Annotated in this window: 22 protein-coding genes; 13 read left to right on the forward strand and 9 right to left on the reverse strand. The window is 44.0% G+C overall.

What is annotated here, in order from left to right; all coding sequences use genetic code 11:
* The first annotated feature begins 75 nt into the window (after positions 1–75).
* On the forward strand, positions 76–1,104 hold the full coding sequence (locus tag M1E09_RS18845; RefSeq protein ID WP_456272355.1) for a DUF4362 domain-containing protein: 1,029 nt from the start codon (positions 76–78) through the stop codon (positions 1,102–1,104).
* A gap of 185 nt (positions 1,105–1,289) precedes the next feature.
* Here M1E09_RS18845 and M1E09_RS18850 read toward each other — a convergent pair whose 3' ends face one another.
* Both M1E09_RS18850 and M1E09_RS18855 read right to left on the reverse strand, forming a co-directional pair.
* Complete coding sequence (locus M1E09_RS18850; protein ID WP_456272356.1) at positions 1,290–1,550, reverse strand: hypothetical protein; 261 nt, start codon at positions 1,548–1,550, stop codon at positions 1,290–1,292.
* 83 nt (positions 1,551–1,633) lie between these two features.
* Positions 1,634–3,043 (reverse strand): sodium/glutamate symporter, encoded by a 1,410-nt coding sequence (locus tag M1E09_RS18855; protein WP_456272357.1) that lies wholly within the window; start codon positions 3,041–3,043, stop codon positions 1,634–1,636.
* Between the two features lie 206 nt (positions 3,044–3,249).
* Between M1E09_RS18855 and M1E09_RS18860 the strand changes: the two genes are divergently transcribed.
* Entirely contained in the window at positions 3,250–3,555 is a 306-nt protein-coding gene (locus M1E09_RS18860) for a hypothetical protein (protein ID WP_456272358.1), read from the forward strand.
* A gap of 253 nt (positions 3,556–3,808) precedes the next feature.
* Entirely contained in the window at positions 3,809–5,164 is a 1,356-nt protein-coding gene (locus M1E09_RS18865) for a sensor histidine kinase (RefSeq protein ID WP_456272359.1), read from the forward strand.
* A 184-nt stretch (positions 5,165–5,348) separates the two neighbouring features.
* On the opposite strand, the gene M1E09_RS18870 is transcribed toward M1E09_RS18865, so the two are convergent.
* On the reverse strand, positions 5,349–5,564 hold the full coding sequence (locus tag M1E09_RS18870; RefSeq protein WP_456272360.1) for a hypothetical protein: 216 nt from the start codon (positions 5,562–5,564) through the stop codon (positions 5,349–5,351).
* A 62-nt stretch (positions 5,565–5,626) separates the two neighbouring features.
* The gene (locus M1E09_RS18875) at positions 5,627–5,950 is read right to left on the reverse strand and encodes a winged helix-turn-helix transcriptional regulator (protein WP_456272361.1); all 324 of its coding nucleotides are present in this window, start codon (positions 5,948–5,950) and stop codon (positions 5,627–5,629) included.
* A gap of 163 nt (positions 5,951–6,113) precedes the next feature.
* Between M1E09_RS18875 and M1E09_RS18880 the strand changes: the two genes are divergently transcribed.
* The 4 genes from M1E09_RS18880 to M1E09_RS18895 all read left to right on the forward strand — a co-directional run bounded on the left by M1E09_RS18880 (position 6,114) and on the right by M1E09_RS18895 (position 8,871).
* Positions 6,114–6,953, forward strand: coding sequence for a VOC family protein (locus M1E09_RS18880; RefSeq protein ID WP_456272362.1), 840 nt, complete (start codon positions 6,114–6,116; stop codon positions 6,951–6,953).
* Positions 6,954–7,020: 67 nt separating this feature from the next.
* Complete coding sequence (locus M1E09_RS18885; RefSeq protein ID WP_456272363.1) at positions 7,021–7,572, forward strand: NADPH-dependent FMN reductase; 552 nt, start codon at positions 7,021–7,023, stop codon at positions 7,570–7,572.
* A 94-nt stretch (positions 7,573–7,666) separates the two neighbouring features.
* Entirely contained in the window at positions 7,667–7,924 is a 258-nt protein-coding gene (locus tag M1E09_RS18890) for a hypothetical protein (RefSeq protein ID WP_456272364.1), read from the forward strand.
* A 53-nt stretch (positions 7,925–7,977) separates the two neighbouring features.
* Positions 7,978–8,871, forward strand: a complete 894-nt coding sequence (locus M1E09_RS18895; RefSeq protein ID WP_456272365.1) for an acyltransferase family protein — start codon at positions 7,978–7,980, stop codon at positions 8,869–8,871.
* A gap of 84 nt (positions 8,872–8,955) precedes the next feature.
* Here the strand turns inward: M1E09_RS18895 and M1E09_RS18900 are convergent, their stop codons facing one another.
* Positions 8,956–9,825 (reverse strand): proline iminopeptidase-family hydrolase, encoded by an 870-nt coding sequence (locus M1E09_RS18900; protein WP_456272366.1) that lies wholly within the window; start codon positions 9,823–9,825, stop codon positions 8,956–8,958.
* Positions 9,826–9,976: 151 nt separating this feature from the next.
* On the opposite strand from M1E09_RS18900, the gene M1E09_RS18905 reads away from it, so the two are divergent.
* Both M1E09_RS18905 and M1E09_RS18910 read left to right on the forward strand, forming a co-directional pair.
* Positions 9,977–10,321, forward strand: a complete 345-nt coding sequence (locus tag M1E09_RS18905; RefSeq protein ID WP_456272367.1) for a nucleotidyltransferase domain-containing protein — start codon at positions 9,977–9,979, stop codon at positions 10,319–10,321.
* A 3-nt stretch (positions 10,322–10,324) separates the two neighbouring features.
* Positions 10,325–10,726 (forward strand): DUF4111 domain-containing protein, encoded by a 402-nt coding sequence (locus M1E09_RS18910; RefSeq protein ID WP_456272368.1) that lies wholly within the window; start codon positions 10,325–10,327, stop codon positions 10,724–10,726.
* Between the two features lie 83 nt (positions 10,727–10,809).
* Here M1E09_RS18910 and M1E09_RS18915 read toward each other — a convergent pair whose 3' ends face one another.
* Positions 10,810–12,231 carry a hypothetical protein gene (locus M1E09_RS18915; protein ID WP_456272369.1) on the reverse strand — a complete coding sequence of 474 codons (1,422 nt, stop codon included), beginning with the start codon at positions 12,229–12,231 and terminating at the stop codon, positions 10,810–10,812.
* Positions 12,232–13,096: 865 nt separating this feature from the next.
* Here M1E09_RS18915 and M1E09_RS18920 point away from each other — a divergent pair.
* The gene (locus tag M1E09_RS18920; protein ID WP_456272370.1) at positions 13,097–13,765 is read left to right on the forward strand and encodes an HAD family hydrolase; all 669 of its coding nucleotides are present in this window, start codon (positions 13,097–13,099) and stop codon (positions 13,763–13,765) included.
* A gap of 208 nt (positions 13,766–13,973) precedes the next feature.
* Here M1E09_RS18920 and M1E09_RS18925 read toward each other — a convergent pair whose 3' ends face one another.
* Positions 13,974–14,465, reverse strand: a complete 492-nt coding sequence (locus M1E09_RS18925; RefSeq protein ID WP_456272371.1) for a hypothetical protein — start codon at positions 14,463–14,465, stop codon at positions 13,974–13,976.
* Positions 14,466–14,559: 94 nt separating this feature from the next.
* Here M1E09_RS18925 and M1E09_RS18930 point away from each other — a divergent pair, with 94 nt between their 5' ends.
* Complete coding sequence (locus M1E09_RS18930; protein ID WP_456272372.1) at positions 14,560–15,015, forward strand: hypothetical protein; 456 nt, start codon at positions 14,560–14,562, stop codon at positions 15,013–15,015.
* 168 nt (positions 15,016–15,183) lie between these two features.
* Positions 15,184–16,449, forward strand: a complete 1,266-nt coding sequence (locus M1E09_RS18935) for an ATP-binding protein (RefSeq protein ID WP_456272373.1) — start codon at positions 15,184–15,186, stop codon at positions 16,447–16,449.
* A gap of 60 nt (positions 16,450–16,509) precedes the next feature.
* Here the strand turns inward: M1E09_RS18935 and M1E09_RS18940 are convergent, their stop codons facing one another.
* A complete protein-coding gene (locus M1E09_RS18940) occupies positions 16,510–16,803 on the reverse strand; it encodes an RNA polymerase alpha subunit C-terminal domain-containing protein (protein WP_456272374.1) in 294 nt (97 codons plus the stop codon).
* Positions 16,804–16,990: 187 nt separating this feature from the next.
* On the opposite strand from M1E09_RS18940, the gene M1E09_RS18945 reads away from it, so the two are divergent.
* A complete protein-coding gene (locus M1E09_RS18945; protein ID WP_456272375.1) occupies positions 16,991–18,235 on the forward strand; it encodes a DUF418 domain-containing protein in 1,245 nt (414 codons plus the stop codon).
* A gap of 68 nt (positions 18,236–18,303) precedes the next feature.
* Here M1E09_RS18945 and M1E09_RS18950 read toward each other — a convergent pair whose 3' ends face one another.
* Complete coding sequence (locus M1E09_RS18950; RefSeq protein WP_456272376.1) at positions 18,304–19,257, reverse strand: PfkB family carbohydrate kinase; 954 nt, start codon at positions 19,255–19,257, stop codon at positions 18,304–18,306.
* Positions 19,258–19,667: the final 410 nt, after the last annotated feature.

The raw sequence follows: 19,667 nt of genomic DNA on the forward strand, positions 1-19,667 counted from the left end.
ATTCTTTTAAAAGGAAAACCCTCTATTCTTACCGAATTATTAAAAGATAGAATAATAAAAGGAGGCGGAACCCCAATGAAATTTTCGAGTTTGGCCGCGATGCTGGGCCTTGCCATTCTCATCCTAACCGGGTGCAATACCCCCGAAGAAGACCCCGGTGACAACAGTCCAGGCAGCTTAAAATATGAACTGAATGCAGATGTCGTCAACACTCATGGCGGGGTCGAAGGGCTGGATGCCATGGAGAATTTTTATCAGCAGGTCCAAAAAAGCAAAGAAGGAAATTTGCGGGTGCTTGAATATACAATCGAAGGGGATCCCATCATTACTGATCTGGATTATGACGGAAAACAAATCAATGTGACATTCGATACCACCAGGGATGAGTACGGAAACGGCAAGATCACAACCAGCACTTGTGAACAATTAGCCCGGGAAGAAAATCCGACCAACCTTTCTTACTACATGACAGACTGCAATGGTGCCTCTTCCAATATGATTCAAGCTTTACAGGTTTTTTATAATGTCAAACAGCAGGATTTATTCGAAGTTGAATTAACGTATGGCGATGACTTGGAAAACAAAGTAGATGTCACTGAAACTGCCAAACAAGAGGTTTATAAAAAATTGGTATTAGCCAATTACCTGGATGTCGATCCGCTTGATAACAAATGCGACGACCAGGAAGACGCCGAAAGTTATTACATGCATATAAAAATAAATGGCGGCGAGCGTACTTACAGATGGGCTTCATGCGACAACAGCGAAGATGGCCAGAACCTTACAGAAATCGCAAAGGATATTATAGAACTATCCAACAATCCCCCTCAAAGAAGCGAAAATATTATTAATGGATATGTGATATCTGTTGAAGACAATCAGCTTTTCGTCGGGGAAGATTTAACAGCCTTGGATTATCAATGGGTAAAAGACGTACCGAAAGAAGGGTTGCTGGATGGCTACAGCATTAATTTTATCTATATTGAAACAGAAAACGCAGAGGAGTTTTCAAACGGAGACAAGATTGCCGTAGAACTGGACGGCGGCATTCAGGAAACCCATCCTCCGAGAGCAAAGGCGAAGACGATAGAAAAAATAAAGTAACAGACAAAAACCATCCTGCACACGGATGGTTTTTCTTAATGGCAATATGCAGCGTAAGGGGCCCTTAATCGCAGGAACGGGCACTGTCCCCCAGTACCATATAGCCCGGGAAGTTCAAAGGCCAAAAACACTCCTTTCTTCTGTTCGGGCTTTTACTTGCCAGGACGCTCGGATCCCTTTTACTTTTACCGAATATAGCCATAATGGTCCTGCACGATGGTTCTTGCTTTATCATGATCCTCTTCAGAAACCGTGAATTTATAAACATAGGGATTATCTCCCCGGCGATGTTCCTCCCCGCCGAACAGGTCACTCACAATATCTGTAAGGTTTCTGCCGTTCGGCACTTTCTCGATCATTCCGTCTTCAACATTCAGCGTTCGCAGCTTTGTTCTTACACCCTCTGCGTCATTTTCATTTTTGAAATAAGCTTCCACTTTTTTCATCGATTTTCCCTCCCTTAATGACCGATTTATTCTCTTTTTACCTTTTCTCATGAAAATTGAAACGGTTGTGGTTAGGATTAATCCTATTCCTCCCCTTTTTTCCGTCCAAAATAAAACAGTCCGACACCCAGCCAGATGACCAGGAGTGATGCTGTGATAATCAGAACAGGAATCGCTCCGAAACTGTGAATCAACGGCATGGAAGCGGCAGTGAACAACCCTCCGCCGATGATTGGTTCAAACAATATCTGCTTATATCCAAATGCCTCAAAGGCGGGAGTTTCTTTATCCGGATCTACGATTTGCAGAAGCAGAAGCCCTGTGGTCGTCATTCCCATCGACTGGCCGTAATCGATAATGCCGCGTTCAAACCAGTAGTTGGGCATGATTCTTTTTGCAAGAAAGAGAAAGGCCAGGATATTCCATGTGATGCCTGCTGCCGCAAGGATCAAGAATGGCCAGATGTGCTGCCCGATTGCCGACAGCGACAGAGTGGTAATCGCTGAAACAATCAATACATCAAGAGCGAAACCTTGAATCCGCAGAATAAACTTCCTGTCTATCAGCTTATAGGGAATGAACCGGCTGTAAATTAACTGTGTCAACACCCCGCCAAGAAGCGCCATCGGGAAAAGGGGGACATGCCGGATTATTTCAAAGGACGAGCCCCAGGTTGCATTCTCCAGCATGACCAGAGCTCTAAGCAGAAGCATCCCGACGCCAGTGGCAATGAAGATGAACATGAAGTTGGACGTCAGGGAATCGATTGACTCAGTCCTGGTTGTCAAAAGCCCCCCTTCCGCGTCTTCCTCTTTAGGGTAAAGTCCTTTTTTGTGCAACTCCGATAAACTGGAAGGACTGTCAGCCTGTTTCGTATATCCTTTGCGGATTCCCCAATTCACGAGGATGATACCGGAAATGACTCCGGTCAGAATCCCAATCATGGCGAGGCCGAGCGCCAGACTGGAACCCTCGGAAAAACCAAGATCTTCAAAAGTGCTCCTCAATCCTGCCGCCGTTCCCGGTCCCCCTTGGAACCCTATTTCAATCAAGGCTCCAGCCATGGGGCTCATATTGAAAAACGGCTGAAGAACCGTCAGGGCGAGCACGATTCCGATGACATACTGCCCCCAGGCGATCGACTGTCCATAGGCTACCTGAGGACCAGCTATGGACCAGATTTTCTTGATGCCGGGGATCTTCTTCCCAAGGAAAAGCGATGCGAATATAATCGTGATGGCGATTTCCGGCAAAGAAGTCATCGCCTCATAAGAACCTTCTGTAAAAATCCCATTCGACAGGAAAGAATCCCCCGGGACAAATGGGAGCTTACCGAGAACCTCTTTACTCAACAACAAGCCGATAATCCCGGCAATTAAGGATGTTGGGATAAAATAATTCTGAAAAAACGGGACCGCGACCCGCAGCCACTTCCCTATCGCCAGTAAAATTCCAATGAACACAAATGCAACCAATACTGAATTAAATTCCAACAACGACCCTCCTATCATCACCAATATGTATCTGTATATATCCCATACCCGCCAATCACCCCAGCAAACAGCGCTTTACCACATTAACGCATGAAGAGGGACAGTCCCTCTTCACGCGTTAATGCGCTAAAGGGGAAATTTTCAAGACACCAGCCCAGCCGTTTTGCATATGATATTCAAACTGAATTTAGAAAGGTGAGATATCTATGAACTATTCATCCTTCAATCATCCATTCCGTCCGCATGGCGGCGGTGGACACGCAAGCTGGGGACATGGCGCCGGACATGCAAGCTGGCATCATGGCGGAACAGGGGGATATCATCCAGGCTGGGGATATAAACCCGGATTTGGCGCAGGGGCCCTGACCGGCCTTGCTGTTGGAGCAGCCGCTTCACCTGGCCCTTACCCATATCCAGTACCAGCTCCGTATCCTTATCCGTATCCATACCAATCCCCTTACCAAACGTACCCGTACCCGTACCCCTACTACCCTCAAGGCCAAGGCTATTAAAAAAAGGGAAGGTTCCTCGTTTCTTTCAAACCAGAAACAAAAGAACCTTCCCTTCTTAATTAACACTTTATCCTATTAACGCACTAAGAGGGACTGTCCCCTATTACGCTTTAACGTGATAAAGCACCGCACCTTAAATTTATTTTCTGCCCTACCCTCACCTCTCCCATATACTTTCTCACCCCGCCTCTTGTCAGGGTTTGCTTTATTTTGTAGAATTTTGTAGAGTGATATATTTATATGAAAATTCAAATTGATTCCAAGGGATCTGCTGATAGGAGGCTGCTGCACCATAAAGACAAACCGGAAGATTAAATTCATTATTACTCTATCAGTAACAATCCTTTTATGTTTAATGACTGCCAATATACTAGTTTCCTATTTTACAACGAAAAAAGCAGTCGATGTTTCGGTCGCGAACAATGCACTTGAAATGGCAAAATCGATTGCCGAGACCGTAGATGTGGAAGCCTATGAGCGTTTCCTGGAGAACCCCGAGCGCAACCAAGATTATTGGGAGATAAGGCAGTCCTTATATGAAGCCAAACAGCACACAGCCGCACTCTATGTTTACACATTGGCCTTCGAGGACCGTGAAACTCCACCGAAAGTCATGATTACAGGCTTTCCCCGCGATGGCAAACATTATTATGATATCGGCATGGACTGTGTGGTACCGGTGGCCCAAATTCAAATGGCCTATGAAGGCAGACCTTACTTCACAGGGAAAATCAAGGACCCCCACTACGGGGAATATGTATCTGCCGGAGCACCGATTCGAAACAAACAGGGACAGGTCATCGGTTTCCTGAGCATCGACATCGAAACCACCCTCCTGGACCGGATCAGCGACACTGCCATTAGGGACAGTATTTTCAGCCTGATTTACAGCGGTCTCTTCGTCATCGTATTATTGACTGCTTTTGTCCTGATGCAAGGCTGGTATCAACGTGAATTGAAGAAGCAAATCGGGGAAACAGAAGAAACCTACCATTCTGAAATCCAATCATTGATTCAGTCCGTGCGTTCCCTGCGTCACGACTTCGCCAACCATATCCAGATTCTGAACGGCCTGCTGAAACTGGGTAAACACAAAGAGGCCCTTGACTATTCGGATTCCATGCGTGAAGAGGCCCAGCTGCTGTACAAGATCCCGACCACGTCCAGCAATCCGGCATTATCTGTGTTATTCCAAACGAAAACACTCTCTGCCCAAAGCCACAACATCACCATCGAGTTTCACAACTCAGAAGATGACTACAGTAAAATCCAAACCACGGACCTGATCAAGCTGCTATCCAATCTTATCGACAATGCCATTGAAGCAGCCAGTGAACAGGTGAAAGAGGATCGAAAAATAGAGGTCAGATGTGAAAGCAACACTCAGGAATATGTATTCTCCATTACCAACACCGGTCCCACAATTACAATGGAACAAAAAGAAAAAATCTTCACCCCAGGTTACTCGACCAAGAAGAGAAGCATGGAAAAGGAAATCCGGGGACAAGGCTTGTTCATCGTAAAGCAAATCATCGAAAAATATAACGGCAGAATCACCATAGATTCTGAAGAAGGATTAACCACCTTCACCATCAAGATCCCTCAATAAAAAGACGCTTTCGGTTCAGCAAGATATCCGAAAGCGTCTTTTGGGCTTGAAGGCAAAGAATCTTATCCAAATCACTTTAACACATTAACGCACTAAGAGGGACAGTCCCTCTTAGTGCGTTAATGTGTTAAAGCCCCTTATCTAAAAAAACTGGCCCCCAAACGGAAACCAGCCACACCCCTGCTCACTGCTCAGCGTCCACCACCGGCGCAACCAAGATACTCAATCCAATTTCCTCATAGTCCCACATCTTCCCCCAGGGATAGGTGCCTTCAGGCAAATGGAATACCCTTTCTTCCAGCGGCTTAATAGGCTCCCCACTTCCCTCGCAGCCATGCCGGAATGTTCCCGGATGGATATTGACTGTCCGGCCTGTATCATTATAGTAGATAAACTTCATGGAAAGACCTCCCCAAAATAATAAAAGGACACAAAGAGACGCTATGCCCTGTTGTATCCTTCTTACTGTTCTTGATCCTCTGGCTCTAACCAGGTATGCGACCATTTTTCTATATCTCGAATGAGCGGCTCTAAAGCCATGCCTTTATCTGTCAGTGAATATTCGATCCGTACGGGAGTTTCCGGGTACACTTCCCGCTTCACGATGCCTTCATTCTCCAACTCTTTTAACCTCTCTGAAAGCACACGGTTGCTGACGCCGATGTCTGAACTGATGGCGCTGAAACGCTGCGGCCCCGACAGCAGCTGGTACACAATGATACCCGTCCACCTTTGGCTCAATATTCCCATCGCTTTTTCAAATCGCGGACAAATCGATGTATCCAACGAAATCAACTCCTTATCTACTATTATAACCAATTTAATGGATAAACTAAATTACTTTTTACAAAAAAGATACTTGACGTAATCAAGTAATAAAAATATAATAGGTTACATTAAGTAACTAAATAACAAACAGTACTAAACTGAATCAAGGGAGGTGTTTAGAGTGAACTTCCATCAAAAACCTGTAACCTACGTTGGCCAAGTAACCCTCAAGGTACAGAACCTGGAACGCTCACTGCTCTTTTACAAAGAAGTGATCGGCTTCAACATTTTAGAACAAACCGAAAGAACCGCCAGTCTCACAGCTGATGGTCAAACAGCCTTAGTAACTCTCGAACAGCCGGAAGATATAGCCCCAAAAACGGGAAGGACGACAGGGTTGTACCACTTTGCGATTCTTCTCCCTGAACGTGCCGATTTGGCTAATATCGTCCAACATTTCGCCGATATCAGATTGCCTCTCGGTTCGTCGGATCACCTTGTTAGCGAAGCCCTTTATTTTTCTGACCCAGACGGAAACGGAATTGAGATTTATGCCGACCGGGATCCTTCTGGGTGGAGCTGGAATGACGGAGCTGTAAAAATGGCAGTCGACCCTCTCAATTTTGAGGATCTTCTTTCAATAAAAAGAGAAAACCCATGGAACGGTCTGCCAGCCGGCACGGTCATGGGGCATATCCATTTACACGTCTCCGAATTGAAGAAGACGGAAGAATTTTATACAAAAGGGTTAGGATTCGATGTCGTCAGCCGCTTTGGTGACCAGGCCCTCTTCATTTCAGACGGCAAATACCACCACCATATCGGACTGAATACATGGAACGGTGTCGGCGCCCCTCCCCCTGCAGCAAACAGCGTCGGACTGAAATCATATTCGCTGGTACTGCCGAGCGAGGAAAAACGAAATCAAGTGGTGGACCAGTTAAGAAAGATTGGTGTTCACGTCACAGACGACTTTGTGACAGAAGACCCTTCAGGCAACCGAATCTGCTTAAACGTTTAAAGCATGTGGTGAGCCCTATAGGGATGATAAAAAATTATTTGGAAAGCAAAATAAGGAGGAAACAACAATGACAAACTCAAAATTAAACATCGGTATCATCTTAGGAAGCACACGCCAAGGCCGCGTAAGTCCACAGGTAGGAGAATGGGTAAAAGGAATCGCTGATAACCGTGCAGATGCCAATTACGAAATCGTCGATATCTCTGATTACAACCTGCCGTTCCTAGGGACTACTGACGGAACAGAACCTGGAATTGCAGCATGGAATGAAAAACTGGCAAGTCTTGACGGCTTCGTCTTCATCGTTCAGGAGTACAATCACAGCATCACCGGAGCATTGAAAAACGCTATCGATTTTGCCCGTGAAGCATGGTACAACAAAGCAGCCGGCATCGTCAGCTACGGTTCAACAGGCGGAGCGCGTGCAGCCGAGCACCTTCGCGGTATCCTGGGTGAAGTAAAAGTGGCAGATGTGCGCACGCACCCAACACTGTCTTTATTTACAGATTTCGAAAATGGAACGGAATTCAAGCCTCAAGAGTTACACTTTACGAACATCAATGCCATGCTTGATGAAGTGGAAGCCTGGAGCGGGGCTTTGAAAACATTGAGAAAATAAACCTTTCTAAACCGAGAGCACAGCGAATCCGCTCTCGGTTTTTTCAATTGCTCCATAGGTTGGGATACCCCTTATTCCCTCCCAGAAGGAATTTTTGAAGGGCACGCCGAATAATCTACAGGTAATTCAAGTGAATTTTCAAGGAGACCTGATCACGGAGAAACAAGGAATCATTAGGCGCTATGATTTAGATTGGATAAAAGTGATTGCAACATTGTTTGTATTTTTGTACCATCGCTCGATGTTTTTTAACCCCTTTGATTGGCATGTGAAAAATAATGAATTGGACAGCACCGTAATCCTTACCTTTTCCCTTCTGATCGGCACTTGGATCATGCCAATCTTTTTTTGATTTCAGGGATAAGCTCCAACTATTCTTTACAAAAGAGAAGCCTTGGCCATTATATGAAGGGAAGGTTCATCCGCTTGGGAATCCCCCTGTTATTCGGGATTTTCATCCTGGCTCCCCCGCAAGTCTATATTGAAAGAGTGCACAATGGCCAGTTTACTGGTTCGTTCTTTGCGTTTCTCCCGCAAGCATTTAATGGACTGTACTTAGAAATCGGCGGTACGGGGAACTTTGCTTTTGTCGGCCTGCATTTATGGTACCTTCTTGCTCTGATTTTGTTTTCTCTTGTAACAATGTATTTATTTAATAAAACAGCCTCTTTGAAAAAGGTCACACCTGTTCACTTAATGATCCTTCAGATTGTCGTATTCCTTGGCGCAGCATTCATAGAAATGGTCAACCTTGGAGGGTGGGACCTGCTGGTGTACCTTTTGTTTTTCCTTGCCGGATACTATGTTTTCAGCAGCAGCCAATTGCTGTTTGTATTAAGAAAGACCTTCCCTATCCATATCACGCTGGCCATCCTGGCTGCCACAGCCTATACGGTTTGGTTCCTTAACGGCATGCCGGCCCATGATTCAGGGGGATTTCTGTTGTTTACCAGTTTACTAGCCATCAGCAGCTTGAATTTCATACTGGCTTTCTATTACCTGGCCAACAAGTATTTTTCATTCACCAACAAGACACTCCGATACTGCAGCGAAGCGTCCCTCCCTTTTTATATCCTGCACCAGCCGGTCATTGTGTTAATTGGTTTCTTCATCAAAGATCTCAGCTGGTCCATTCCGGTTAAATCCGTTTTGCTGGCCGTCCTTTCATTTTTGATTATTTCGTTCATCTATCATTTTATGATTAAAAACATTTCCACTTTAAGGGTTCTATTCGGCCTTAAAAGAAATAAACAGATCATTACGGTGTCCACTGATGCCAAGCCAAAGATCAGTGTATAAATGGCGCTTAGAGGCAGATTTCTTCTGCCTGAAAAAGTAAAAGAGGGAGACGGTATTAACTCACCGTCTCCCCTTCTTATTTCCTCAATCCACACTCTTCAAAAACTCACCGATCACCTGCACGTATTCCTCCGTCTCTTCCACATAAGGCATATGCGCACTCCTCTCAAACACATGGAATTTCCCGTTTGGTGTTAAAGAGCTGAAGTACTCTGTTGATTTAGGAGTTGCTTCATCATATCGGCCGCATGTATACAAAGTGGGCACTTGGAAATCCTGCAATTGTCCGGTGCAGTCGAAACTTTTCAGATTGCCGGTCACATGGAATTCAGAAGGTCCCCACATGTGATTGTAAACCTCTGGCCCTCTGAACTCTCTTCCTTTTTTCAAGAACTCCGGATAAGGATCAAGCCTGCAGACGAAATGCTTATTGAACACCGCCGTAGCTTCCTTATATTCTTCAGAATCCGTTGTTCCGTTTTCCTCATTTTTCCTTAACGTTTCCTGCACATCGGCTGGCAGCAATTTGCGGTTTTCCTCCTGGTCTTCTGCCCACAGAGGAGCGCTTAAGCAAGGACTTGAAAAGATAATGCTTTTGACTCCTTCCGGCTTAGCCAGGTAATATGCTGCAGCTAATGTTGTTCCCCAGGAATGGCCGAGAATATGGAATCCATCCAGTTCCAAGCCATCTTTTACCTGCCCCAGTTCTTCAATGAACCGGTCAATATGCCATAAAGAAGTATCCGCCGGGCGGTCGGACTTTCCACAGCCTAACTGGTCATAAAATATGACAGGGCGGTCTTCTGCCAGTATTCTTAACCCCTGCATGGAATAATGGGACGAACCCGGACCCCCATGCAAAATGATCACGGGTGTATTTTTCGATTCTCTATTATGTATTTGGTACCAGACCTTTCCACCGGTTACCTCGATAAAACCTTCTTGTGCTGACATGCTGTTTTCCTCCTTTGTTAAATAAATTGCCTCTATCTTGAATTTTATCATACCTGCAGAGATTTCTTTTACAGTGACAAATCAATGGATCGTTCATTACAATACATATAGGCCCGTTCAGCCTAATCTTTGTAAAAAAAGCTGGTGGAATATGGAGATAACAACCTATTTAGATGACATCGTAACGATTTTCAAAGAGGAAATGAAAGATAACCTGACAGGTGTTTACTTACATGGCTCCCTGGCTATGGGATGCTTCAATCCAGATAGAAGTGATATCGATCTGCTGGTTATTTGCGAGAGAGAAATGAATACAGGGACTAAGAAGCAGATCATAAAAAGGTTGCTGGCATTAACACATGGGAAGCGTAATCAGCTGGAAATGAGCATCGTCCTGAAGCGGTATTTAGATGACTTTGTTTACCCTACACCGTTCGAATTGCATTTCTTTCACCCCGACTATTTAACGGATGACGATTATGTATGCGGCGGCTAGGGATTGTCCGACCCGGACTTAGCAGGGCATTTTACCGTTGCCTATTACCGGGGTATCAAGCTGGCGGGCCAGGAGCTGACAGAAGTATTCAAACCAATTGACAGACGCTATTATATTGAGTCCATCTTCAATGACATCAAGGATGCGCCTGATGAAATTACTAATAACCCTGTTTATTTCACCCTTAACTTATGCAGGGTTATGTACTTTTTAAAAGATGATGCAGTAGCTTCCAAAAAGGAAGGTGGAGAATGGGGGATTGGCAACTTGCCAGGTAAATATAAGGGGATTGTCGAACAATGTCTGGATGTTTACAACGGGAAAGCGGAAGAAATCAATATCCCAAATGATGAACTCCATGAATTTTCAAACTGGATGCTAAATGAATGTGAACGGCTGAAATAACCTACCAAGTAAAAAACGCTTGGAGTCAACTCATCGGACTCCAAGCGTTCTTCTCTTATTTCCAGCCAGTAAACGGTCGTGTGTTACACTGTCCACTGTCCGCTGACGAGGGCAACTGCCTTCCATTCTCCTTCACCATCTTGTTGGAATACCACATACAAACTGGACCAGTCCATGTTGGAGTTTTCTTCTGTTCCATTTTTGTAAAACTCAACTACATGGGATTCCGGGAAGTATTCCTTAATGTTCAATTCCACATTGCCGCGCTGTTTGAGATTGTCGACAATTACTTTATCTACTTCTGAAAACTCCTGATAGCGTTGGAAGTATTCTTGTGGAGTCGACTTCATCGGTTTCCCGCTGCCATCTTGATATCCCCATGTATACGCCTCATTCATTTCAAACAATTTCGCGACTTCCTGTTTTTCAAAAACAACATCTTCGTCTGAAATATTGACGTATGGAGAGATCAGCAGCCCCTTTTCAGGGTGTACGTAACTGGCTAATGCGTCCATGTCCTTATTCAAGATTGTATCCAGAACTTGATTGGCCTTCTCCTTTATCTGCTGGGAACTTCCTTGGTCATCATCAAAAAGACTCGTGATTTCTTCAGAAACGGGATCCACCTTATACCAGCCAATAGTCGCTGTATGAGAGCCTTCTCCATCTTCAACTTGGTCATATACATGAATCACATATTGTTCTTGTTCCATATGATCATATTCGACAATTGTGCTATCTTCAATTTCGTTTCCGAGATATTCTCTTACCAAATCCTCAGCCTCTGCCTTCGACAGCTGACCTGATTTCACACTGGACACATCGTCCACAATCCATCCTTCATCCGCATAAGCAAGCTCGAATGTATACTCCCTCTCACCTCTAAGCTCGCTGCTTTTACTCTGTACGACATGATAAGTGGAGTCATTTTCTTTGTTGTACTGATATTCATTTTCTGAGTTCAACCAAACAGGCGGCTCTGTTGCGACCATCATCAACTCTCCATCCTGCATTCTGAAAAAGTCGTCAAGATAGCTCTGTGCCAGCTGTTCAGACATGATTGTTTTAAAATGGGATAATAGCTCTTCTTTGGTATTATAGTTTTCTACCGTTCCTTCATTTGTTTTTACCATGAATGTATCTTCATATTCGGATAAAACCTCTGCCGCTTCATCCTTTGTAAGACTCATGTTCTCATCAGAATCATTCTGCTGAGATTCGTCTCCTGTTTGTTCCTGGTCATCTTGATTTGATTGGTCCTCATCGGATGGCTGATCATCTTCTGCCGATTGATCATCCTGATTTGACTGATCTCCATCTGATGCCTGATCAGACTGTTCATCCGAAGTATCCTCTTCTGGCTGCTGTTCAGCCGGTTCTTCCTGCTCCGTTTGACTCTGCTCCTGTTGATTATCCGATGCTGCATCTTCGCTGGAGCATCCAGTTATAAGAATTGCAGCAAGGAAGGAAAATAAAAGAGTCCTTCTCGTGTGAGTAAGATTCATTTAACATTCTCCTTTCTGCTTTGTTACTATTTGTTTTCACGTATAGCAGCCCTGTTAAACGCGGGCGCAACGAAGTGGCCGGGGTGCACTTCGCCTTTTCACTTCATTCTATTCTTGTTTGTTATGCGCGGAAGCGGGCAGCAGCGAAAACATAAAAAAGAATGCACACAATAAATTTCATTAATTAAGTAGGTCACCAAAGGAAGGGTACTTAAAATAAGGGAAAATTTTTCCGTTAAACTGCAGATTTTAGCTGGGAAGAGGTAAATAAGGGAAGGATTTTCCGTTAAGTATGCTCAGTAACCCAATTTTCAATGTTATTTAAGTAAATAGCGGAAATTTTTACCGTTATTTGACCTGTTTTTTCCGACATTTCTTCCATAAGGGAAATTTCTTCCTTTATCGTATAAGCTCATGCTACTGGTTCTTTATTGTGGTCCGCTTTTATGGTGGAGGTGGCCATGAATAGAGGCCTGCGAATATGTAGTTCAGTGTAGAGGTATAAAATGTTAAAAATCCAGCATCTTCCAGTATGCGCATTCGCACTTGGCTGGATCACTGGCTCTTAAGGAAGCGAAGGCAACCGCCTTTACGTAAACAGGGGACTTGGTCTCAGCTTATTCCCAATGCGAGTGAATTGCCCGCCTGAAATCACGATTTTAGAGTTCACCTCCCAATCATAGGAACAAAGGGAAACTCACCTTTTTAACTAAACACTTTAACGCATTAACGCACGAAGAGGGCCAGGCCCTCTTCGCACATTAAAGCGTTAAACAATAAGAAATCCCATCCCTCTAGTCCTTCCCGTTCATTTACAATTGATACCAACTATCCTATACTTACTTAAAAAGTGAGGTGTTCTGGTTTGGCAATTGTCACTGTAGATTTCGATGGAACGCTTTATCAGGGAAACTCTTTTAAAGCGATGTTCCAAATGGGAAAAAGAACATTTACTTCGAAGGAATGGGCCATTGTAGGAGCCGGTTTGGTGAAGGCTTCAGCCGGTGGCCTGCTTAAAGGGAAAACTAAGTTCAGGCATGACTTCTTCAGGGCGTTCGCGAAGACATTCAAAGGGAAAACCACTGAAGAATTAGATTTCTTCTTCCAAGAGCTTGTTGCCTTTGGAAAAGAGGAGGTTCACCATGACCTTGTCCTCAAGGTTCGGGAGCACCAAAACAATGGAGATACAGTCATTGTTTTGTCCGGCGCGCTTCACCCGTTCCTGAAAGCTTTTATTAAAGACCTTCAATTGGACGTGCATGTGCTCAGTACAAATCTCTTATTTGATCAAAAAGGCCGTTGCACCGGGCAAATTGGTGAAATCATCAATGGGGATGCAAAAGTAAAGATATTGCAGGACTGGATGGACAAGCAGCAGCATCTGGCAGAGAACCACGCAAAAGAGATTTGGGCGTATGCGGACAGTGAAAGCGATATTCCTTTATTGCACTATGTGACCCACCCTATCCTGGTCAACCCGAAACAAGAGATGGTGAAAGTTGCAGAACAAAACAGTTGGTCTATTTTTGCTTAAGTAAGCAGGACAAGGTGCGCCTGTCCCCTTGTCATTCCGGGGAGCAGCAACTGCTTTAATACTTTAAAGCGCGAAAAGGGACAGTCCCTCTTCGCGAATTAAAGCGTTAAACCACTAAAAGGGACTGTCCCTTTTAGCGGTTTAACGCGGGAAAGTGATTTCATCCAAAAATGGACAAGGGGCTCTGTGGCCCCTTGTCCATTTTGGGTTATGTTTCAAAAGGATGGATGACTGGTTTGAAGCCTCCCAGTTCGACCAGCTCTTTGTTTCCATCAACCGTTACCAAGAAGTAGTCTTCTTTTTCTGTTAACACTATTTTCTCCACGGTCCGTCCTTTGGCAGTGTAAAAGTCTTCTATTTGGAATTTTACACTTTCCGGGATTTCCTGTTGTTTAGCTTCCTTTTCGACAACCGGCAAAGAGGATTCAGGCGGAACAGCCCCGGCTGCCATGGGCAATTCTGGTTCCCTTTGATTGAAAATGCCCTGAAGGAGTTTGATTATTTCTGCAAAGCCGATGAATACAATCCCCCATACCGCACCATTAATGACCATTCCCCAGGCGATCCTTGTTTGGCTTTCACCAAATTCAGCAAATTCATCCTGCGATCCATGATACAAGCCTGAGATAACCCCAACTGTTATCGACAAGACGCCTACTACAATAAGCACCGTTGCCACTTTATTTTCCTTGCTCGTCATACTGCTCCCCCTTAGATATCAGCTTTATCTTTTAGAATATTATTCTAGCTGTGGACATGTTAACCCTTTTATTCTCAAGAAAAAACAGGACACATTGCTTGTACCTCAAATAGACTTCTTTCTGACTTTACACAACGTTTATGGATTGGTAGCATGGCATGTCGATGAAAACGTCATTGAACTTTATCAATCTGCCGGTTTCCGTCCAAACAATGTTGAGAACTGGATGAACAAACGCTTCCAGCACAACCAATCTCAAACGGCCAATGATGGAACTGAAGTCACGCATTATGGCCTGTCTGTTCTTCAAGCAGATGGAAATTATGATCTTGAAAAGAACGTTAACCGTGGAGATGCAGGTGACTTCTTTAAAACAGGAGACAAGTTAACACCTAACTCCAAGAATGTCCACACAGGTTCATACTATTTCTGGAAAGGCAATGGAACCACTCCTCCTGATTCAGGTATCCATGTTACGGATATCGCAGAAAATGAAGATGGATCCATCAGTGCTAAGTTCTACTACAGCACAAACGAAAAGAAACAATAACAAACAAAGGGAAGCTGCCTCTAATTCGGGGCTGCTTCCCTTTTTGACTTTCATTTTATCATCAGGTTTCATGCTTCCAGATTGTGTTAATACTAACCATTATGAAGAAAAATCATCTTGCTCTGGAGAAGAGGCATTCTTCATAAACCGATGGCAAAGGGTGGAACAATGATTACTTTTCAATACTATGATCCCCTCATTAATTTCCTGTTGATCATTATCAGCTGCTTAAGCATTGTCTTTTTGGCTGAATTAAAAGATTTTCATAGAAAAAACTATAAACTGTTAATCTTCCTGACCTTTTCTATCGTCATTATTTTATGTATCCAATTTTCCACCACACTTATCGATGGACTTATTTTTGACCTTAGGGACATCCCGCTGGTATTCGGGACCATTTATGGCGGCCCTCTAGTTGGAGCTGCCTTATATGCCGTTACTGTCCTCTATCGCCTTATCCTCGGTGGACTGGGCATTTATACGACGATTTTCGGAAACGGTGCAGAAGTATTGGCGGCCATCCTGCTATTTAAATCTTATCATTCCCTTACCTTTGTAAAAAAGTTCCTCACAGGGACAGGACTGACTTTAATCTCTCCCATCATTACAGGGATTTCCGGACTTCTCCTCTTCACTGTTAACACTGAATTAGTCTATTTATGGATGATCGATTTCTCTTTGACTTTCGTCAGTTCCTCGATCGTTATGCTTTTGATTTTACTGCTGACACGAAGTCTTCAATATAAAGAGCAAACATTGATTGCCGAAAAAAATGAAATAGTTGCCCACCTGTCCGCCAGCATCAACCATGAATTAAAAAATCCGCTGACGACAGTCTTCGGATTTCTGCAGCTCCTTCAACAAGTCGAACAGGACAAAGAAAAAAAGAAATACATAGACATTTCCATAAGCGAGCTGGAAAGGGCAAAAAGCCTGACCTCCAACTATTTAGCTTTTGCGAAGCCATCTCCTGAAAAACTCGAGAAAATGAACTTAAAAGAACAAATTGAGCATTCTCTCGAAGTTGTCACACCTTTAGCCAATCAATATAGCATCAAGCTTTCTGCCCAATTAGCAGATGCAGAAATTATCGCTGATAAACAAAAAGTACAGCAGGCTTTGATCAATCTGCTGTTAAATGGCATAGACGCAACGTCCCATTTAGCGATTGGCGGGAAAGTAACCGTTACAACTACCACCTTGAAACAATATGCTGTAATATCAATCGAAGATAATGGAGTCGGAATGGATAAAGAGCAGATCAAACGGCTCGGACAGCCCTACTTCACAACCAAAGGCCAAAGCGGAACCGGGTTGGGCCTCATGGTCTCATACAGCATCATCAAAACCCTGGATGGTACGATCTCTGTAGAAAGTGAAATCAATAAAGGCACCACATTCACCATTAAGATCCCGAGCACTTTAACGCACTAACGCGCTAAGAGGGCCAGGCCCTCTTAGCGCGTTAATGCAGTAAAGCATGAATGGTATTGTTTAAGTTCTGAATGACAACCCACTATTAGCCAAGGATGCCCTGAGTTTAGGCAGTGAAGCTGGTCCCATCCCGTGAAATTGCAGAATCTCTTTTTCACTATATTTAGCAAGCTCCTGTAAAGAAGTGATTCCATTGTTTTCTAAAGCTCGCCTTGCTGGCGCTGAAAGCTGTGAAAGAAATCCACTTTCAGGCTTTCTGTCTTCTTCACACGCCGGACAGGTTGGACAATCGCTGCTTTTATAATACTTGTGCCCTTTTTGGCAAGTCCTCAATTCCCTTTTTGAAGCCGTCATATTTAGCTTTCCTCCTTTACTCAAAACATTCTCCATTATAACAACATTCGACTGGTCCGCCAGATTGAACACCTGCACCCCTTCATTACAGCACGCTTCTCCAAAATAAAAAAATACACATTTTTACATTATTTCCAACTTTCATCAGCTATAATAAATAAGACTTTATATAAAAGGAGAAGAGGCTATGAATTCATCGCCGGTTTTGGGGAAGGATCGTATTGTCACGATCGATATTATTCGGGGGTTTGCTTTATTTGGTATTTTTCTAGTGAACATGCCAGCTTTTCATTCAGCTGAGTTTATGCGGTCATTTTATGGTGTAGAAGCTGAATTGGCAGGTGCGGATTATTGGGTTGATGTGTTTTTCACCTTGTTCATTGACATGAAATTTTTCACCATTTTCTCATTTCTATTTGGTTTGGGCTTTTATATTTTTATGAGTCGTGCCGAGCAAAAAGGCTTGAAATTCAAACAGCTCTACCTGAGAAGAATCCTTGGGCTGCTATTGTTCGGAGCTGCACACCTTGTCCTGCTGTGGTTCGGCGACATCTTGCATACGTATGCTCTGACAGGACTGTTTCTATTATTCTTTTATAAAAGAAAAATCAAAACGATGATTATATGGGCATTCAGTCTGCTTGCCCTCATCAATGTGCTCTTCAGCCTTACACTGCTCATGCCTGATAGCATGCTGCAGGAACTAGAAGGAACCCAGGTCGCTGCTTTCGATGACCAATTTAACGGATATGTGGATACTTATATTAACGCAGGGTATGGAGAGTGGGTTTCCTATCGCCTTGGCGCCGAGGTTCTCCCGATACTAATCAATTCAATTCCTGCGATGATTCCAGTACTGGCGATGTTCTTATTCGGGCTTGCAGCCGGAAAAGCCGGTGTTTTCAAACCTGATACACAACATCTTGGATTAGTACGCAAGATTCGCAACATAACATTCCTGATCAGCATCCCGCTCGTCACTCTTTTGGCTCTCTATAAACTTGAAATCCTAGATGCCGGCATCAAAAACGCAACGGTTGTTCAAGTCTTTACAAGCTTAACTGGCACAACCCTATGTTTCTTTTATATTGCCGCACTCACCCTGCTGCTTCGAAAAGACAATTGGCAAAAGTGGTTGCGCCCGCTCGGATATGCTGGACAGATGGCCCTGACCAACTACCTATCACAATCGGTCATCTGTGTTGCGATTTTCGTAGGATTCAATTTATATGAAGAAGTCAGCCTGCTGGCAGGCACCTTGCTTTGCTTTGTAATCTTTGCTGCGCAGATCATCTTCAGTTATTTCTGGTTAAAGAAATTCCAGTTCGGTCCTTTAGAATGGGTATGGAGATCATTTACGTATGGAAAGATCCAATCGCTGAAAAAGAAAGGCGGCAGCCCTGAGCCTGCTGATAACAAAGTGGCGCTTTAATTCAACCCTTAAATACTTTAACGCACTAACGCACTAAGAGGGCCAGGCCCTCTTAGCGCTTTAAAGTGCTAAAGCTTATGTTTCTCCATAAAGTCAATTACTTCTTCAAGCTTTGGCAAGGCGGTAATTGCACCTTCTTTTGTTGTGGTCAGTGCGCCGACTGCATTGGCAAAGGTTAATACTTCAGCCGCATCCACCGGTTCACTTTTGGCCAATGAATAGAGCACAGCACCGATAAAGGAATCACCCGCCCCGGTTGTATCCACAGGAGTCACTAAATAGCCCGGAACATGAAGGAGTTCTCCCTTCACAAATGCCTCTACTCCTTCACTCCCTTTTGTAATAAGAAGCCACTTAAGACCAGGATTCAGTTCGTTGATTTTGCCTACAGCTGACTTTTCATCCGATTCCTCTGTTATAAACGCCAATTCCTCATCAGACAGCTTGAGGATATCGGCGAAAGGAATGAATTCCCTAATCGTTCTTCTGCAATCATCCGGATTTTCCCACAAAGGCAGCCTCACATTAGGGTCAAAGCTGATCAAAGCACCATTCTGTTTCGCGTATTCGATTGCTTTTACATGTGCATATTTTACAGGAGCTTCAATAAGGTCTACACTGCAAAAGTGCAAAATATCCCCTTTTTCAAAGATATCTGCCCGAATCTCATCTTCCCTCAATAACATATCGGCGCTCGGGTTGCGATAGAATGAAAAATCCCTTTCACCTAAACTGTCCAAAGAAACAAAAGCGAGGGCGGTGTTAGCCTCTTTTGTAAAAAACACATCGTCTGTATTGATGTTCTCCTCTTTCAGCACATCCACCAGATATTCCCCAAATGCATCCTGGCCTACCTTACCGATGAATTTCGCCATGCCACCCAGCCTTGAAACACAGGCCGCTACATTTGCAGGGGCCCCGCCAGGCTTTTTTACAAAGCCATCAACCTCTTTTAATTTGCAGCCTTTAGCTGTTGGAATAAAGTCAATCAATACCTCTCCTATCGTGATTACCTTGCCCATCGTTGCCCTCCTAAACAATTTCTCATTTCACAGTTTTCGTTCCATCGGTTTCTGTATCTAATATATCACGTTCACCCTGAATCAGCGGACAGTTTCCTGTCTGGCAGGTCTGCCTGCACGTTGGATACTGCCATCAAATGAGAAACTACAGTCGCATAGAGACGCTATGGTGACCTCAATCTTCATTTTTCAAGAATTCACCACCGCATAGAGGCGCTATGGTGACGCCAATTTTCATTTTTGGAGAATTCACAACCGCATAGAGCCGCTATAGGCACTCCAATTTCCCTTTTTTCAGATTTCACACCCGCATAGAGACGCTATGGGCACTCCAATTTCCCTTTTTCCAAAATTCACACCCGCATAGAGACGCTATAGGCACTCCAATTTCCCTTTTTCCAGAATTCACC

It is taken from the genome of Bacillus sp. AK031, assembly GCF_053903065.1.

Excerpts from the sequence above, each read along its gene's own strand:
- M1E09_RS18845 (WP_456272355.1), top strand. The coding sequence starts at position 76 with ATGAAATTTTCGAGTTTGGCCGCGATGCTGGGCCTTGCCATTCTCATC.
- M1E09_RS18850 (WP_456272356.1), bottom strand. The coding sequence starts at position 1,550 with ATGAAAAAAGTGGAAGCTTATTTCAAAAATGAAAATGACGCAGAGGGT.
- M1E09_RS18860 (WP_456272358.1), top strand. The coding sequence starts at position 3,250 with ATGAACTATTCATCCTTCAATCATCCATTCCGTCCGCATGGCGGCGGT.
- M1E09_RS18870 (WP_456272360.1), bottom strand. The coding sequence starts at position 5,564 with ATGAAGTTTATCTACTATAATGATACAGGCCGGACAGTCAATATCCAT.
- M1E09_RS18885 (WP_456272363.1), top strand. The coding sequence starts at position 7,021 with ATGACAAACTCAAAATTAAACATCGGTATCATCTTAGGAAGCACACGC.
- M1E09_RS18895 (WP_456272365.1), top strand. The coding sequence starts at position 7,978 with ATGAAGGGAAGGTTCATCCGCTTGGGAATCCCCCTGTTATTCGGGATT.
- M1E09_RS18900 (WP_456272366.1), bottom strand. The coding sequence starts at position 9,825 with ATGTCAGCACAAGAAGGTTTTATCGAGGTAACCGGTGGAAAGGTCTGG.
- M1E09_RS18905 (WP_456272367.1), top strand. The coding sequence starts at position 9,977 with ATGGAGATAACAACCTATTTAGATGACATCGTAACGATTTTCAAAGAG.
- M1E09_RS18915 (WP_456272369.1), bottom strand. The coding sequence starts at position 12,231 with ATGAATCTTACTCACACGAGAAGGACTCTTTTATTTTCCTTCCTTGCT.
- M1E09_RS18925 (WP_456272371.1), bottom strand. The coding sequence starts at position 14,465 with ATGACGAGCAAGGAAAATAAAGTGGCAACGGTGCTTATTGTAGTAGGC.
- M1E09_RS18935 (WP_456272373.1), top strand. The coding sequence starts at position 15,184 with ATGATTACTTTTCAATACTATGATCCCCTCATTAATTTCCTGTTGATC.
- M1E09_RS18940 (WP_456272374.1), bottom strand. The coding sequence starts at position 16,803 with ATGACGGCTTCAAAAAGGGAATTGAGGACTTGCCAAAAAGGGCACAAG.
- M1E09_RS18945 (WP_456272375.1), top strand. The coding sequence starts at position 16,991 with ATGAATTCATCGCCGGTTTTGGGGAAGGATCGTATTGTCACGATCGAT.
- M1E09_RS18950 (WP_456272376.1), bottom strand. The coding sequence starts at position 19,257 with ATGGGCAAGGTAATCACGATAGGAGAGGTATTGATTGACTTTATTCCA.